We start from the raw sequence: 15,849 nt of genomic DNA on the forward strand, positions 1-15,849 counted from the left end.
CTTATGAACATTGAAATGCATAACATCCATAAGGCCTTTGGAAAAAACACCGTTCTCGCCGGGGTCTCCTTTGACCTCGTCACAGGTGAAGTCCATGCACTAATGGGTGAAAACGGGGCAGGAAAATCAACGTTAATGAATCTGCTGACAGGACTCTATTCCCTGGATCAAGGAACGATTCAAATCGACGGAAAAGAAACCGCTTTCAAGAATCCGAAAGAAGCCGAGCAGAACGGGATTGCCTTCATTCATCAGGAGCTGAATATATGGCCTGATATGACGGTACTCGAGAATTTATTTATCGGGAAAGAAATCTATACAAAACTTGGTCTCCTAGACACCAAGAAAATGAAAACCCTCGCCCAAGCGCAGCTCGACCGATTGTCTGTCAACCTCTCGCTCGATCAAGAGGCAGGAAGCTGTTCTGTCGGACAAAAGCAGATGATTGAGATTGCGAAAGCGTTAATGACCGATGCGAAGGTCATCATTATGGATGAACCAACGGCCGCTCTCACAGACCGTGAGATTGAAAAGCTATTTCAGGTCATTGAATCACTCAAAAAAGAAGGCGTTTCCATCGTCTACATTTCTCATCGCATGGAAGAAATCTTTGCCATCTGTGACCGGATTACGATCATGCGTGACGGAAAAACGGTCGATACGAAAGCGATACCAGACACGAATTTCCATGAAGTCGTCAAAAAAATGGTCGGCCGCGAATTAACCGATCGTTACCCTGAGCGCACACCTTCTACTGGTGATATCGTCCTAGAGGTGAAGCAAGCAACGAGGAAAGGCCGCTTTCAAGATGTCAGTTTTTCCGTCAAAGCTGGAGAAATTGTCGGTGTTGCAGGCTTAATGGGCGCTGGCCGGACGGAAATGATGCGGTCGCTCTTTGGACTCGATCCCCTGGATCAAGGAGAAATTTGGGTTCATGGGAAAAAGGCTGTCATTAAAAAACCAAGTGATGCGGTCAAGCTTGGCATCGGTTTTATCACAGAGGATCGCAAAGATGAAGGACTGATGCTAGATGCATCCATTCGGGAAAACATCGGGTTACCTAACTTAGACAGCTTCTCTCCAAAGGGGCTGATTGATAAGAAAAACGAACAGGATTTTGTTGACCTGCTCATCAAACGACTCACGATTAAAACCGCTTCATCTGAAATTTCTGCACGCAGCCTGTCCGGTGGAAATCAGCAAAAAGTCGTCATCGCCAAATGGATCGGCATTCAGCCGAAGGTACTGATTTTAGATGAACCAACAAGAGGTGTCGACGTCGGGGCGAAACGAGAAATTTATCAGCTCATGAACGAGCTGACAGATCGAGGTGTTGCCATTTTGATGGTCTCCTCTGAGCTCCCAGAAGTTCTTGGGATGAGCGATCGAGTGCTTGTCATCCATGAAGGAACCATCAGCGGAGAATTAAGTAAAACAGAAGCTACACAAGAACGAATTATGACACTAGCTACAGGAGGGAAGTAACATGAAACCACTTACTTCAAATGGACGATTTGATCACATCATGCAAAAGCTTGGGCCATTCTTAGGACTCATCATCCTTGTCGCCATTGTTTCTATCTTAAATCCGGCCTTTTTAGAACCATTAAACATTTTAAACTTACTGAGACAAATCTCCATTAACGCCCTCATTGCCTTTGGCATGACGTTTGTTATTTTAACCGGAGGAATTGATTTGTCTGTCGGTGCCATTCTAGCGCTGTCTAGTGCTCTGACTGCCGGCTTTATTGTATCTGGTTTGGACCCGATTCTTGCCATCATCGTTGGATGTATCATCGGTGCCATCCTTGGAATGATCAACGGTCTTTTAATCACAAAAGGAAAAATGGCTCCTTTTATCGCAACACTTGCGACGATGACGATTTTCAGAGGATTGACACTTGTTTATACAGACGGAAACCCAATTACAGGGCTCGGCTCTAACTATGCATTTCAGCTATTTGGCCGTGGATATTTCTTAGGAATTCCTGTTCCAGCGATCACCATGCTTCTCACCTTTATCGTACTTTGGGTCTTGCTTCATAAAACACCTTTTGGCAGAAGAACGTATGCCATTGGCGGAAATGAAAAAGCAGCCCTCATCTCAGGTATTAAAGTACCACGCGTCAAAATCATGATTTACTCATTAGCCGGCTTTATGTCTGCTTTAGCAGGTGCGATCTTAACATCTCGTCTCAACTCAGCCCAGCCAACAGCTGGTACGTCGTATGAACTTGATGCAATTGCTGCCGTTGTACTTGGCGGGACAAGCCTATCCGGCGGAAGAGGACGAATTGTCGGCACACTCATCGGGGTGCTCATTATTGGTGTCTTGAACAATGGTATGAACTTACTTGGTGTTTCATCATTTTATCAATCTGTTGTGAAAGGGATTGTCATCTTGATTGCAGTCCTACTCGACAGAAAGAAATCTGCTTAAGGAGGCAGCTGCTATGAAAAAATATGTAATCCTGATCGTGACTCTCTCATTATTCATGCTCTCTGCCTGCTCGCTTGAACCGCCAGAGTGGGCCAAATCAACAAAGGATGGCAAGAAAAAAGACATTAAAATCGGACTGTCGATCTCGACTTTAAATAACCCATTCTTCGTTTCTCTTAAAAACGGCGTGACAAAAGAAGCGAAAAAGCTTGGCATCGAAGTTGTCATTGCCGATGCACAAAATGATTCAGCGAAACAAACGAGTGATGTAGAAGATTTAATTCAACAAGGGGTTGATGCATTACTCATTAACCCAGCCGATTCCTCTGCCATATCAACGGCTGTCGAATCTGCGAATGCTTCAGACATACCGGTCATCACATTAGACCGCTCCGCAGAAAGCGGAAAGGTTGAAGCGCTCGTTGCTTCCGATAACATCAAAGGCGGCGAAATGGCCGCTAACTTTATCATCGACAAGGTTGGTAAAGGCGCAAAAGTGGCTGAACTAGAAGGTGTACCAGGTGCTTCTGCGACACGTGAACGAGGAAAAGGTTTCCATCAAATTGCAGACAAACAGTTAGATGTCACAGCAAAACAAGCCGCTGACTTCGACCGGACAAAAGGGCTCAACGTGATGGAAAACCTTCTTCAAGGAAACCCTGACATCAAAGCCGTTTTTGCCCACAATGATGAAATGGCGCTTGGCGCACTAGAGGCCATCCAAAGCTCTGGAAAAGACATTCTTGTCGTCGGTTTTGACGGTAACGAAGATGCACTCAACTCGATCAAAGCAGGAAAACTATCTGCAACAGTCGCGCAGCAGCCAGAGCTGATCGGTCAACTGGCAGTCGGCGCTGCTGACGATGTATTAAAAGGCAGAAAGGTAGAAAAAAATATCGCCGCTCCATTGAAACTAGAACAAAAGAAATAAACACTAAACCCCCGATAGCCTCGGGGGTTTTAGATTGTAGACAAAGTGCTGTTTTAGATTGTAGACAAAGTGCTGAAATGAACTTTATTTTAGCACTTTGTCTTCTTTTCAGCGTGATATAGAAAACCTTTGCAGTCTAGGAAGGACGAGCACCGGAGCAGAGCGAATTGACATTCGTGAGCACCGAAGCGCAGGACTGACACCAAATGCGAGGGTTTGTCTACACGCTGGACCCCCGATAGCCTCGGGAGTTTTAGATGTTATTCCGGTCTCTTCAGTACAAATGGCGTGCCTAAATGGGCATAATCATTACCTGCTAGGCGCGCGACTGGCTTTAATTCATTCGTAAAAATATATCCTTTTTCCGCATCATAGACAGACTCATCTAAATGCGCACACACCACCCGGCCAATGATATGATCGACTGTGATCTCCCCTTCATCATTTTGAAAGGTCAGATGTTTTTCCAGCTGACATTCAAAGCGAATGCGTGCTTCCTTGATTCCTGGCACTGACACCACGCTGCTCTTCACTTGATGAAGACCGGTACGAGTCAGCTCACTCTCTTCCTCTGGCAAAGTAGCAGCTGTTTCATTAATATCTTCAATCATCGCTTCATCACTCACATGGACAACAAATTCTTCCCTGTCGATGATATGTTTTGCTGTATCTTTCATCTCTCCTTGACGACGTCCAATAGAAACAGCGATCAGCGGAGGATGACCGCTGATGACATTAAAGAAACTAAATGGTGCAGCATTGACGACTTCTTCTTTAGAAAGGCTTGTAATAAATGCAATGGGTCTTGGAACGACGGAACCAGATAATACTTTATATGCTTCTTTTCGTGACAACTGATCCATTTGTAATGTAATCACTTCAGACATGCCTCCTCTTGTATGTAACGACATCATACCATACCCCGTTCTCTCTTCCCTTATTCCGGCTCAGCACGATGGAGAATATGATGGACAAGATGAAACAATGCCGGATTATGATTTTCTCGTCTATAAGAAATGGTCCATTCCGCGAGTAGCTGCTCACCTTCAATTGACCGATACACCACATCTAAATTAAATAAACGCCGGGCCGATGTTGGAATGATAGCAATTCCGATTCCCGCTGTGACAAGACCAATGACCATTTGATATTCTGCTGCTTCCTGCACGATATTGGGTGAAAATCCGTACTTTTCACAAAGCAGGACAAAATGCTGATAAAGGGACGGCCATGATTCCTTTGATAAAGAAATAATCGGCTCATCACGAATATCTTCAATCGTGACCGCTTCTTTTTCCGCCAGCGGATGGTTTTTCGGAATCGCAAAAATACATTCACTTTGCTTCATTAAACGACTGACCAATTCTTCTTGCGGTGATGTAGGATGCAAAAAACCAATATCAATCTCACCATTCAAAAGCGCCTCAAGCTGCTGCGGGACAGAGAGCTGTTGCAGCTCAATACTGACAGAGGGGTACAGCTCTCTGAATTCACGGACAACTGGCGGCAGAATATCATATGTCGCTGTACCAACGAAACCGATGATAATCTTCCCAAGCTCCCCTCTTGCCGTATGCCGGGCATGATCAACGGCTTTATCAAGCTGATGCAGCACCCCCCGGACCTCATGTAAAAAAACCTTTCCAGCAGCTGTTAACTCCACCACCCGTTTAGACCGGTGAAACAAAGGAAATCCCAATTCTTCCTCAAACTGCTTAATTTGCTGACTAAGTGGAGGCTGTGTCATGTTCAATCGTGCGGCCGCTCTGCCGAAATGCAGCTCCTCCGCGACTGTGACAAAATACTGCAAATGTCTCAGTTCCATCCTTTCACTCCTCAAACACTTATTCGTGAAACATATTAAAACTACGTTAAACATATATTGGAAAATTTATTTTGTGAAATGTATAGTAAATCATATCATGAAAATATATTTTCATAAAAAATTTTACTTGCCGAAAGGAGTGCGGGGTAAATGAATTCTCAAACACAACCCCTAACAAAACGAGGAGCAGAGTTGATTGTCGATACGCTCATTGCCCAAGGTGTGACACATGTTTTTGCGATTCCAGGTGCAAAAATTGATGCAGTATTTGATGTATTAAAAGACAGAGGTCCAGAGCTTGTGCTATGCAGACACGAACAAAATGCGGCATTCATGGCAGCAGCTGTCGGTCGTTTAACTGGCAAACCAGGCGTTTGTCTCGTCACATCAGGTCCTGGCGCATCCAATTTAGCGACAGGTCTATTAACAGCCAATACAGAAGGTGACCCTGTTGTTGCAATCGCTGGAAACGTCATCCGTGCGGATCGACTCAAACGAACACATCAATCACTCGACAATGCGGCATTATTCAAACCAGTGACAAAATATAGCGTTGAAGTACAAGACGTAAACAATATACCAGAAGCATTAACAAATGCTTTTCGCGCGGCACAAAGAGGTCAAGCTGGAGCAGCATTTATCAGCTTTCCACAAGATGTCGTGACCGAACACACCACACAAACACCAGTGTCTGCTCACCTTTCTCCAGAACTAGGTCCTGCACCGGATGCTCTCATCAGTTCGGCCATCGCCAAAATTCAAAATGCGCACTTACCTGTTGCAATTGTGGGAATGAAAGCTAGCCGTCCAGCTGCGGCAAATGCGACAAGAACATTATTAAAAACACTTGGTATCCCATTTGTCGAAACGTACCAAGGAGCCGGCGTTCTCTCAAGAGAGCTTGAGCCTCAATATGTGGGCAGAATCGGCTTATTCCGTAATCAGCCAGGGGACCTTCTCATTGAGAAAGCGGATGTGATTTTAACTATTGGCTTTGATCCAATCGAATACGATCCGAAGCATTGGAATTTGAAACCGCAGCAGCGTCACATCATTCATGTGGATGACATGCAGGCAGATATTGACCATTTCTATGAACCGACGCTTGAGCTTGTGGGCAATATATCTGAAACGGTGCAACATCTAGCCCACGACAGCGTTCCACTTTCATTATGCAAAAAGAACGTAGATCTGGTCACAGAATTACAAGAGCTGTTAAGTGATATCGAAAAAGCACCAGAAAGAGAAAGTCATTTATCACACCCGCTGGATGTCATTCATACGTTGAGACGTATCATCCCAGATGACACGAAAGTGACATGTGATATCGGATCTCATGCCATTTGGATGTCTCGCCACTTCCGTGTTTATGAACCGAACACGTTCCTAGTGAGTAACGGAATGCAAACACTTGGCGTGGCTTTACCATGGGCAATTGCAGCCTCCATATTGAATCCAGATGAAAAGATCATTTCAGTCTCAGGTGATGGCGGTTTTCTCTTCTCCGCCATGGAATTAGAAACAGCCGTGCGCATGAAAACAAATCTCGTTCATCTCGTTTGGAACGACAGCACATACGATATGGTGGCATTCCAGCAGGAAATGAAGTATGACCGTACGTCTTGTGTTGAGTTCGGTCAGATCGACTTAGTGAAATATGCAGAAAGCTTTGGAGCAACTGGATTACGTGTCAACTCACCTGAAGAGCTTTCAACTGTCCTTCAAAAGGGTATAAACATAGAAGGACCCGTTATTATTGATATTCCGATAGACTATCAAGACAACCCAGACCTCGCCAGTCAAAAATGGCCAGAAGTCTTTCGTGAAAAACACACAACGAACGTCAGATAAGACTTCGATACATTACTTTAAAGGAGTGAGCGGATATGGGTATGATGCACCCAATGAATCAACAAAACAACACAATACCGCAGGACAAAAAGCAAGAGGTCTATCAAGTATCAACCATGACCTCCTTGCTGGAAGCCGTATACGATGGAGATTTCTCCCTATCACATATTCCCGAGCACGGTGATTTTGGCATTGGCACATTCAATCAATTAGATGGGGAACTAATCGGCTTTGATGGCGCTTTTTATCGACTGCGCTCTGATGGAACAGCCACACCAGTAACCGATCAAGATTATTCACCATTCTGCTCTCTAGCATTCTTTGAAACGGACATCGTTCATCGAATTGATGCACCGATGACGTCCAAAGAGCTAGAGGAAGAAATCGACCGAATCTTACCGAGCAAAAATGTCTTTTATGCGATCCGCATCGATGGGTCATTCAAAAAGGTTCAAACCCGTACGGTTGAAAAACAGGAAAAACCTTACGTTCCGATGGTAGAAGCAGTTAAGTCACAGCCTATTTTCGATTTCGAAAATATTCGCGGGACAATCGCAGGATTCCGAACACCGCAGTACGCACATGGCATTGCGGTAAGCGGATATCATCTCCACTTTATTGATGATGATCGCAGTGTCGGCGGGCACGTATTTGATTACACTGTGGATCAAGTGACCATCCGAATTTCCCAAAAACGTCACATGAATTTACACCTTCCAAATACGCAGGAGTTCTTCCAAGCAGACATTGATCGTGCTGACCTTGCACAACAAATTGCCAGTGCGGAAAGCAGCCCAGAAAAATAAAATGAACACACCCCGGTGATGCCGGGGTGTTTCTTTATGCAAAAAGATGTTTTATATTCCTTTATTATTTCATTTCGTTATTCAATTAAAAATCAGACATTCTATTCGTAATGAAATATGATAGAATATCAACAGAAGAAAGGTGGTTATACGGTGGCACATGAATATCGCATTCCAAACTTAACATTAGATGAAAGAGATAAACAAATTCTTTCCTTATTACACGAGGACGGGCGTATGTCCTATACAGATCTAGGGAAACAAGTCGGCCTTTCCCGTGTTGCTGTACAAGCCCGTATTCAGCAGCTCATTGAAGCAGGTGTCATTGAACGATTCACCGCTGTCATTAATCCAGCAAAGATCGGCATTCATGTCTCTGTCTTTTTTAACGTAGAGGTTGAGCCGAAATGTTTAGAAACAGTCGCCCTTCAGCTTGAGCAGGAAACAGCCGTCACAAGCCTTTATCATATGACAGGACCAAGCAAGCTGCATATGCATGGCATTTTTCAAAATGAACAGGAAATGGAGACGTTCCTGACAAAGAAGCTGTACCCGCTTGAAGGCGTTGTCAGTGTTGACTGTCAAATGCTCATTAAACGATACAAAAGCCGAATGGGCATGAAATTGTAGATAGGAGTTGAACCACTTGCAATCATATCTTGAACTCATGATCGCCATGGTGCGAACCGGTATTCTGGGATTTGGCGGAGGACCTTCTGTGATCCCGCTCATTCGCCATGAAGCGGTCGTCAAATACAAATGGATCAATGATGACGAATTTGGAGAAACACTCGCCATCGCCAACGCATTACCTGGACCGATTGCTACGAAAATGTCGGCATACCTCGGCTATCGATTAAAAGGTGTATCTGGCGCCATTGTTGCAACAGCTGCACATATTTTACCGACATGTCTCGCTATGGTGGCACTTGTTACACTTGTCAGCGTCTTAAGCTCTTCAGTCATCATTCAAAATATGATCGGTGCTGTGACACCAGTGATTGCCGTTCTGTTAGGAATGATGGCATATGAATTTGGACAAAAAGCGTTGAAGGGCTTCGGCATGATCTTCGGAATCGCCCTATTCCTTTTGGCATTTGTCGGTCTTCAAGTACTCTCGATTCATCCAGGAATCATTGTCATCATCTTTTTATGTTATGGTGCCTTTCATTTTAGACTGAAAGATCGCTGGAATCGAACAAATAAAGAGAAAGGAGTGTCTTCGTGATGCTGATTCTCTTTTTATTCTGGGCATTCTTCTTATCCAATCTGTTAGGGTATGGTGGAGGACCTGCCTCCATTCCACTCAATTATGAAGAAATCGTCAATCATTTTCATTGGATGACAAACGAAGGGTTCTCCAATATGCTCGCATTAGCCAACGCACTTCCAGGTCCAATCGCTACGAAAATTGCGGCTTATGTAGGCTATGATGTCATGGGATGGCCAGGCTTTATCGTTGCACTGCTTGCGACGGTCCTGCCGTCTGCGATTGGATTGATTTTATTGCTAAAACTCATTGATCGTTTTCGCCAATCTTCTGTCGTCAAAGGTATGACCTTATCTGTGCAGCCTGTCATTGCGATGATGATGCTTTTATTAACATGGGAAATTGGCGGAGATGCCGTGAAAGCCATTGGCTGGACGCAATCACTTGCCATTGCCGCCATTTCATTTTTCTTTATGACCAAATTCAAATTGCACCCTGCCTTTCTGATAGTGGCTGCATTTTTATATGGCGGATTCATTCTTCCGCATTAACGCAAAAACCGATAACACGTGAAGTTATCGGTTTTTCTCATTACATATAAATAGGAGAGACAGGCCTGCGCCCAATAGAATGATACTCGACACCAGCTGCTTCTGCCGCTTCAAGCGTATGACAATTCCGGCCATCAAAAATGATCGGCTGCCTCATGAAATCTTTATAAGCTGAAAGTGGAAAGGACTGAATATCCGCCCACTCAGTTAATATACAGACAGCATCAGCATCCTTGATCGCCTCTTCAATCGTTTGAGCAAAAAGGACTTGATCAGGCAGTTCTTGAGCTGCATTGCGAGCGGCAGCAGGATCATAGGCTACGATCTCCGCTCCTAATTGATGGAGCTGATGAGCGATTGGGATCGACGGCGCCTCTCTCATGTCATCAGTATTCGGCTTAAATGAAAGGCCAAGAAGGGCCATTCTCTTCCCTTCCAAGTTTTCTCCCATTCGCTCCTTCACACTTCGAATATAAGTAGCCCGCTGCTCATTGTTGACTTTGATAACAGCCTTCAATAGCTCAAAATCATGGGACACATGCCCTGCAATTTGGACAAGGGCATTTGTATCCTTCGGAAAACAGGAACCTCCGTAACCAATGCCTGCCCTAAGAAACGAAGCACCAATCCGCTGATCGAGTCCCATCCCCTCTGCAACTCTCTCAACATCAGCTCCTGTTTTTCCACAAATCAAAGCAATTTCATTCATAAAGCTGATTTTTGTGGCAAGAAATGCATTTGATGCGTATTTGATCATCTCTGCGCTTTTCCGATCTGTTCTCACGAATGGAATGTGGAAATCCGCATACATAGACTCTAGCTGATCTAATCCGTTCTTTGTTTCGGCTCCAATCACCAGCCGATCCGCTCGCAGCGTATCTGAGATAGCAGACCCTTCTCGTAAAAATTCTGGATTAGATGCGATAGATAATGGCTCCTTACGACCTAACACGTGATGAATCAAATGATCAATTTGATCGCCCGTTCCGACAGGCACTGTACTTTTCACGACAAGCACTGCGCCTGGCTTTGCTTGTAAGCCCATCTCCTTTGCCGCTTGAAAGACATACTGCAAATCAGCTTGACCGTCTGCCTGTTGCGGGGTACCGACAGCAATCATTAACACGTCAGCCTGCGAATAGGCTGACGCTCCATCAATATGAAAACGAATGCGTCCTTGCTCCATATTCCGTTTGAGCAGTTCTTTTAATCCCGGCTCGTACATCGGAGGATTCCCTTGCTTCAGCTGCATGACCTTCCGCCGGTCAATATCCATACATGTCACGTCGTGACCCGCCTCTGCTAAACACACACCTGTGACAAGCCCTACATACCCACAGCCTGCAATCGCAACCTTCATGTCACATCAGCTCCCCATACTCCTTATGCTTGTAATGTCATCGTATGCCGGGGATTTTCGTTCCATTCATAAAAGCATACAAAAACCCCCTGCTGAGAGAGCAGGGGGCTACTTTTATGAAACAAGGCCATTTCGAATATGAGCAATCAAATTTTCAAGCATTTCTTTTGTTGTGACATCATTTGAATTTTCACCAATATCATGAGCGTACATCAAAATCTTTAAAAACTCTTCTTGATTTAAACCCTTATTATCCATGTCTGTATCCTTTCGATTCCACTAATTTCAATATTATATGCTGTATGGTTGGTTTATGCAATACTCTAATACATCATTCGACAGCTTTTGAAATTTATGACCATTTTCATGAAAAACTTTTTTATAAATCACCATTGAGCTATAATAAAAGAATTGGAATCTTTTACTTGGTTAGGAGCGGATCAAATGCTTCAGCACAACATCAACGAAGAAGAAATCAAACAAACAGCCGAACAGATCAAAGAACTTCTTCCTGCAACAGATGAAAACAAGCAACTCATCAAAAAAGCATTGATTACTTATAGACAGGACAGCGTATATCGGCTCAAGCAAGAGTCTGATACCGAATGGTCAGCTTATGTACATGATGTCGTGGCAGCAAGAGTCCACCTTCATGTGCTGTTTCCAGTGAGAAGCAGCTGCTCATGTCCAGCTGATGGACTATGTAAACATATCCTCGCTGTCTTCTTTTCGCTATACGCTCAAGTAGAGAGTGTGACCGGCTTTACAGAAAATTGGTCAGAGAAGGATGAATTACAGCGCAGCAAAGAACTCATTCGCCAGCACTTCCAAGTGAAGCGCCCAGATGAACAATCACTTCAGAGCTGGCTGAATTTTTTCCAGGAGGAATTTCACCTCTGGCTGAAACGGACACCGAAACACCAGCAAACGCCACAGCATTTGTATTATGGCTATTTATCGATCCTGAAAAAACACGCACCCACTTCACCTGAATTCAAGAGTTTGTATGCGATTCATACGTCCATCGATGTGTGGTTAAGGCTCCATGAGCTAATCGACCTCGGCCGCCTTGATGCCGAAAAAGACTTTTATTCGATGAATCCATATGTAGAACAGCTCATGAACACCATTTTTGATTCAGTGGATCATTTGAGGACATACGCCCTTTCCTTTTCCCTCGATCCGTTTCTTGAAAACACACCAACTGCCGTTCGGACACTTCTTCAAATCAGCGGACCTTTCCAGCATGAACGAGTTGCGGTCTTTATGGAAATGTGGGGAACTATATTAAATAGAGGGAAATGGGTCAAAAAAGAAACAGAATTACTCAAGAGCGCCCAACAGCAGGAGCAAACGGTTGAGCGCACCATTGGGCTGATGCATATGGATTATTTGCTAAAAGAAGACGAAAGACTCTTCCAGCAATTAAAATTGCTCAATGCAGATATGCTGCCAAATGTGCTCAATTGGCTAAAGGATCTCACAAACCGCAAGGACTGGAAGCGTCTCAAACTTTGGTATCAAGAGATCACATATGTATTAGAAGAATATTGCCAGCTTGACCTATCTTATAGAGAACTGCGTGGAGCCGTCAGCGATTTCTTCTTTTATTTAGACGCGTACTTTAAACAGACGAAAGATCATTTCTTGTATGAACGCTATCTCCAAATCTGTATGCCTTATGCCTTTACTGAATATAGTCAGCTCTTATATGCACAAGAACGCTATGCAGAATGGATTGAAATACACAGCCTCGTCGGTTTCTCCATCAGTGAATTGGAGAAAGAACTGATCAAACAGATTGCAAAGGAAGAGCCTGAAGCACTCATTCCTTCGTACCACCGGGAAATCTCACTGCTTCTCGATCAAAAGAATCGAAGTGCTTACCGGGAATCTGTGAAAATGCTCAAAAAACTGCGTACGCTTTATCATAAAACGAAAAAAAACGCGGTGTGGGAAAGATATGTACAGCAGCTGCAAGATTCAACAAAACGGCTGCGTGCGTTCCAAGAGGAAATGAAGAAAGGAAAATTAATTGATGACACGCCATAAACAAATTGTCATTCATGCAGAACAAACCGAAGATTTCTCTTTCACCATTTCAGCGCAAGCAGAGGACGGACAGCCTGTACCGCTAAATGAAATGAAGAGGCAGCTTTTCCAATGGCACGAATCATCTTTTTACGGAACATTCTTAGAAGATGTGAGCTTTATTGGCACACCTGCCTTCCTGTTAAGTCCTTGGATGACCGTTGAATTGCTAGGGAAAAATTCATTCAATACTTTCAGCCATGTGACGTTAACGGATGAAACAGAGCCGCTTATGAAAACAGCCTCAACCATTTACGAATTCATCGAGGATGAAGATTTTGTCCCAGATTTCGAGGCATGGACAAAAGGAATGCTTCGCTTTAAAGACAAAGAAGGCCTGTTAGATGGCTACACAGCTGATTGGTTCTCCTTTGCCGTACAGGATTACATTCAATATGATGATGCCTTGCAGCACAAATGGAACCGAATGACTGCACAATCGCCTGCTCTTTCCTCCTTCCAAGGACATTTTTTAGATGAACAGGATTTCTTGGAAACGATCGGCTGGATTGATGATGAGACGCCTTTCACTGTCGGCTTGCGTTTAAATGAGCCTGATTTCGACGGGGATGATTGGAAAATTGAATTGTTTTTGCGTGATAAGAAAAACAGTGATCTGCATTTCTTTGAAGGCATCCGTTCTTTAAAAAAATCATGGCGTCCGTTTCAAGAAAAAATCACCAGAGAGCTGGAGCGGTTCGGTCAGATTGTCCCTTGGCTCTCATTTACATCTGGTACCACCCTCATGTCAGAAGAAGAAGCGTGGCTCTTCCTATCTGAAGCGAGTGAAACACTTGTGAACATGGGGATTGAGATCCTGCTCCCATCATGGTGGCAGATCGTCAAAGAAAGCACCATGATGCTAAAAGCACGGATTTCCTCCACACCACGAGGCGAATCGCACGTTGGAATGGATGCCCTTATGGACTTTAATTGGCGCTTTGCCACAAACGGTATTGAGCTGACAGAAGATGAGTTCAACGAGCTTGTTCAAAGTAAACGTCGTCTTGTCAATATTCGTGGACAATGGATTAAAATCGATCCGACCTTTATCCAGCAAATGAAGAAATGGATGGAGCGCGCTGAGAACGAAGGACTTCATATGTCGGATATTTTGTCACGTGAACTCGCAGACCAAGAGGCCTCTTCTGAGTCGATTCCTGAGCTGCTAGACAGTTCGGCCTTTGCCCATATTCAATTTGAACTTTCGTCTCAATTACGAGGGCTTGTTCATCAGTTAAATGATACACAGGAGCTACCATCCTACGAGATGAGTGAGTCCTTTAAGGGCACACTGCGCCCGTATCAGCAGCACGGTGTCAACTGGCTTCTGTTCTTAAGGTCTCATGGATTCGGGGCTTGTTTAGCAGATGATATGGGACTTGGAAAAACGATTCAAATGATCGCTTATTTCACCTATTTGAAGGAGCATCAACAAGACGCCGCTCCATCTCTCATCATTGCACCGACTTCCGTATTAGGGAACTGGCAAAGAGAGCTTGAAACATTCGCACCACATTTAAATGTCGCTCTGCATTATGGACCGTCACGTCCACAAGGTGAGAACTTTACAAAAGCATACGAGTCAACAGATATCGTCCTCACTTCGTATGGTCTCTCACATTCTGACCGTGATGAATTAACAGCAGCCAAATGGAATACCATTTGCTTAGACGAAGCCCAGAACATTAAAAATGCCCATACGAAACAATCGAGAGCCATTAGGCAATTAAAAGGACAGCACCACATTGCCCTCAGCGGGACACCGATGGAGAACCGTTTGACAGAGCTTTGGTCTATTTTCGACTTCGTGAACAAAGGATATCTCGGCAGCCTGACCAGTTTTCATAAAAAGTTCGTCCTTCCGATTGAAAAAGACCGTGAAGAAAAAAGAATCCAACAGCTGCAGCAGCTGATCAAGCCATTCTTATTAAGACGAACAAAACAAGATGAAGAAGTCGCACTCAATCTGCCAGAGAAACTAGAAGAAAAAGAATTCATCCCGTTATCTGCAGAGCAGGCATCTTTATATGAACAGCTGGTCAAAGATACATTCGAACATATGGCCTCATTAACAGGGATGCAGCGGAAAGCCATCATTTTAAGTATGCTTGGCAGACTCAAACAAATTTGCGATCACCCTGCTCTTTATTTAAAAGAGAGCGGAACAGATGTGAAATTGTTGAAACGTTCATTAAAAATGGATAAATTAGCAGAGCTGTTAAAAGCCATACACGAACAAGGAGAAAGCTGTCTCATTTTTACGCAGTATATTGAAATGGGCAACATGATCAAACAGCTGGCTGAAAAGATGTTTGGAGAACCAGTTCAATTTTTAAATGGGAGCTTATCAAAACATGATCGGGACAAAATGGTGGAACGCTTCCAGAAAAAAGAGTTCAACATCTTAATTCTTTCTTTAAAAGCAGGAGGAACCGGACTAAACTTAACCGCCGCCAATCATGTCATTCATTACGATAGATGGTGGAATCCTGCTGTAGAAAACCAAGCAACAGACCGTGCTTACCGCATCGGGCAAAAGCGGTTTGTTCACGTCCATAAGATGATCACAACCGGCACGATAGAGGAAAAAATTGATCAAATGCTAGAAACAAAACAAACATTAAATGATCAAATTATCCAAAGTGAAAGCTGGATTACAGAGCTGTCAACGAACGAACTAGAAGATTTATTCACGTTAAGTGTAGCCGCTCAATCATCTTAATGACAGCAAAAAGAGGACTTTTCTCAGGGCGTGATGAAAAGTCCTCTTTTTTTAATCTC

Annotated in this window: 14 protein-coding genes; 10 read left to right on the top strand and 4 right to left on the bottom strand. The window is 44.0% G+C overall.

Going from position 1 to position 15,849, the window contains the following annotated elements:
- The first annotated feature begins 3 nt into the window (after positions 1 to 3).
- From ABG082_RS16750 to rbsB, 3 genes are read left to right on the top strand one after another with little or no spacing between them, the layout of a single operon-like run.
- A complete protein-coding gene (locus tag ABG082_RS16750; protein WP_025208107.1) occupies positions 4 to 1,485 on the top strand; it encodes a sugar ABC transporter ATP-binding protein in 1,482 nt (493 codons plus the stop codon).
- A 1-nt stretch (position 1,486) separates the two neighbouring features.
- Positions 1,487 to 2,440 carry a ribose ABC transporter permease RbsC gene (gene rbsC / locus ABG082_RS16755; protein WP_008343271.1) on the top strand — a complete coding sequence of 318 codons (954 nt, stop codon included), beginning with the start codon at positions 1,487 to 1,489 and terminating at the stop codon, positions 2,438 to 2,440.
- 13 nt (positions 2,441 to 2,453) lie between these two features.
- Positions 2,454 to 3,371 carry a ribose ABC transporter substrate-binding protein RbsB gene (rbsB, locus tag ABG082_RS16760; RefSeq protein ID WP_348936294.1) on the top strand — a complete coding sequence of 306 codons (918 nt, stop codon included), beginning with the start codon at positions 2,454 to 2,456 and terminating at the stop codon, positions 3,369 to 3,371.
- A gap of 260 nt (positions 3,372 to 3,631) precedes the next feature.
- Here rbsB and ABG082_RS16765 read toward each other — a convergent pair whose 3' ends face one another.
- Positions 3,632 to 4,249 (bottom strand): flavin reductase family protein, encoded by a 618-nt coding sequence (locus ABG082_RS16765; protein ID WP_024718717.1) that lies wholly within the window; start codon positions 4,247 to 4,249, stop codon positions 3,632 to 3,634.
- 59 nt (positions 4,250 to 4,308) lie between these two features.
- Entirely contained in the window at positions 4,309 to 5,196 is an 888-nt protein-coding gene (alsR, locus tag ABG082_RS16770; protein ID WP_008343276.1) for an acetoin biosynthesis transcriptional regulator AlsR, read from the bottom strand.
- A 150-nt stretch (positions 5,197 to 5,346) separates the two neighbouring features.
- Here alsR and alsS point away from each other — a divergent pair, with 150 nt between their 5' ends.
- The 5 genes from alsS to ABG082_RS16795 all read left to right on the top strand — a co-directional run bounded on the left by alsS (position 5,347) and on the right by ABG082_RS16795 (position 9,614).
- Entirely contained in the window at positions 5,347 to 7,047 is a 1,701-nt protein-coding gene (gene alsS, locus ABG082_RS16775; protein ID WP_348936295.1) for an acetolactate synthase AlsS, read from the top strand.
- Positions 7,048 to 7,100: 53 nt separating this feature from the next.
- Positions 7,101 to 7,853, top strand: a complete 753-nt coding sequence (budA, locus tag ABG082_RS16780) for an acetolactate decarboxylase (RefSeq protein WP_024718720.1) — start codon at positions 7,101 to 7,103, stop codon at positions 7,851 to 7,853.
- A gap of 153 nt (positions 7,854 to 8,006) precedes the next feature.
- Positions 8,007 to 8,483, top strand: coding sequence for an Lrp/AsnC family transcriptional regulator (locus ABG082_RS16785; RefSeq protein WP_017360010.1), 477 nt, complete (start codon positions 8,007 to 8,009; stop codon positions 8,481 to 8,483).
- A gap of 37 nt (positions 8,484 to 8,520) precedes the next feature.
- Positions 8,521 to 9,081 (top strand): chromate transporter, encoded by a 561-nt coding sequence (locus tag ABG082_RS16790; protein WP_041091499.1) that lies wholly within the window; start codon positions 8,521 to 8,523, stop codon positions 9,079 to 9,081.
- Positions 9,081 to 9,614: a chromate transporter gene (locus ABG082_RS16795; protein WP_007497548.1), complete on the top strand. Its 534-nt coding sequence runs from the start codon at positions 9,081 to 9,083 to the stop codon at positions 9,612 to 9,614. The genes ABG082_RS16790 and ABG082_RS16795 overlap by 1 nt, the downstream gene beginning before the upstream one ends.
- 40 nt (positions 9,615 to 9,654) lie before the next feature.
- Here ABG082_RS16795 and ABG082_RS16800 read toward each other — a convergent pair whose 3' ends face one another.
- Both ABG082_RS16800 and ABG082_RS16805 read right to left on the bottom strand, forming a co-directional pair.
- A complete protein-coding gene (locus ABG082_RS16800) occupies positions 9,655 to 10,974 on the bottom strand; it encodes a UDP-glucose/GDP-mannose dehydrogenase family protein (protein WP_156060534.1) in 1,320 nt (439 codons plus the stop codon).
- A gap of 114 nt (positions 10,975 to 11,088) precedes the next feature.
- Positions 11,089 to 11,232, bottom strand: a complete 144-nt coding sequence (locus ABG082_RS16805) for a hypothetical protein (RefSeq protein WP_003214884.1) — start codon at positions 11,230 to 11,232, stop codon at positions 11,089 to 11,091.
- A 186-nt stretch (positions 11,233 to 11,418) separates the two neighbouring features.
- On the opposite strand from ABG082_RS16805, the gene ABG082_RS16810 reads away from it, so the two are divergent.
- Entirely contained in the window at positions 11,419 to 13,026 is a 1,608-nt protein-coding gene (locus ABG082_RS16810) for an SWIM zinc finger family protein (protein ID WP_008343292.1), read from the top strand.
- Entirely contained in the window at positions 13,013 to 15,790 is a 2,778-nt protein-coding gene (locus ABG082_RS16815) for a DEAD/DEAH box helicase (RefSeq protein ID WP_348936296.1), read from the top strand. Before ABG082_RS16810 ends, ABG082_RS16815 begins: the two co-directional genes overlap by 14 nt.
- Positions 15,791 to 15,849: the final 59 nt, after the last annotated feature.

It is taken from the genome of Bacillus sp. BS1807G30, from assembly GCF_040047675.1.
GTDB classification, from domain to species: domain Bacteria; phylum Bacillota; class Bacilli; order Bacillales; family Bacillaceae; genus Bacillus; species Bacillus altitudinis.

Bases quoted from the DNA above. Each gene is read 5' to 3' on its own strand.
- ABG082_RS16750 (WP_025208107.1), top strand. From the start codon at position 4: ATGAACATTGAAATGCATAACATCCATAAGGCCTTTGGAAAAAACACC.
- rbsC (WP_008343271.1), top strand. From the start codon at position 1,487: ATGAAACCACTTACTTCAAATGGACGATTTGATCACATCATGCAAAAG.
- rbsB (WP_348936294.1), top strand. From the start codon at position 2,454: ATGAAAAAATATGTAATCCTGATCGTGACTCTCTCATTATTCATGCTC.
- alsR (WP_008343276.1), bottom strand. From the start codon at position 5,196: ATGGAACTGAGACATTTGCAGTATTTTGTCACAGTCGCGGAGGAGCTG.
- alsS (WP_348936295.1), top strand. From the start codon at position 5,347: ATGAATTCTCAAACACAACCCCTAACAAAACGAGGAGCAGAGTTGATT.
- budA (WP_024718720.1), top strand. From the start codon at position 7,101: ATGAATCAACAAAACAACACAATACCGCAGGACAAAAAGCAAGAGGTC.
- ABG082_RS16790 (WP_041091499.1), top strand. From the start codon at position 8,521: ATGATCGCCATGGTGCGAACCGGTATTCTGGGATTTGGCGGAGGACCT.
- ABG082_RS16795 (WP_007497548.1), top strand. From the start codon at position 9,081: ATGCTGATTCTCTTTTTATTCTGGGCATTCTTCTTATCCAATCTGTTA.
- ABG082_RS16800 (WP_156060534.1), bottom strand. From the start codon at position 10,974: ATGAAGGTTGCGATTGCAGGCTGTGGGTATGTAGGGCTTGTCACAGGT.
- ABG082_RS16805 (WP_003214884.1), bottom strand. From the start codon at position 11,232: ATGGATAATAAGGGTTTAAATCAAGAAGAGTTTTTAAAGATTTTGATG.
- ABG082_RS16810 (WP_008343292.1), top strand. From the start codon at position 11,419: ATGCTTCAGCACAACATCAACGAAGAAGAAATCAAACAAACAGCCGAA.
- ABG082_RS16815 (WP_348936296.1), top strand. From the start codon at position 13,013: ATGACACGCCATAAACAAATTGTCATTCATGCAGAACAAACCGAAGAT.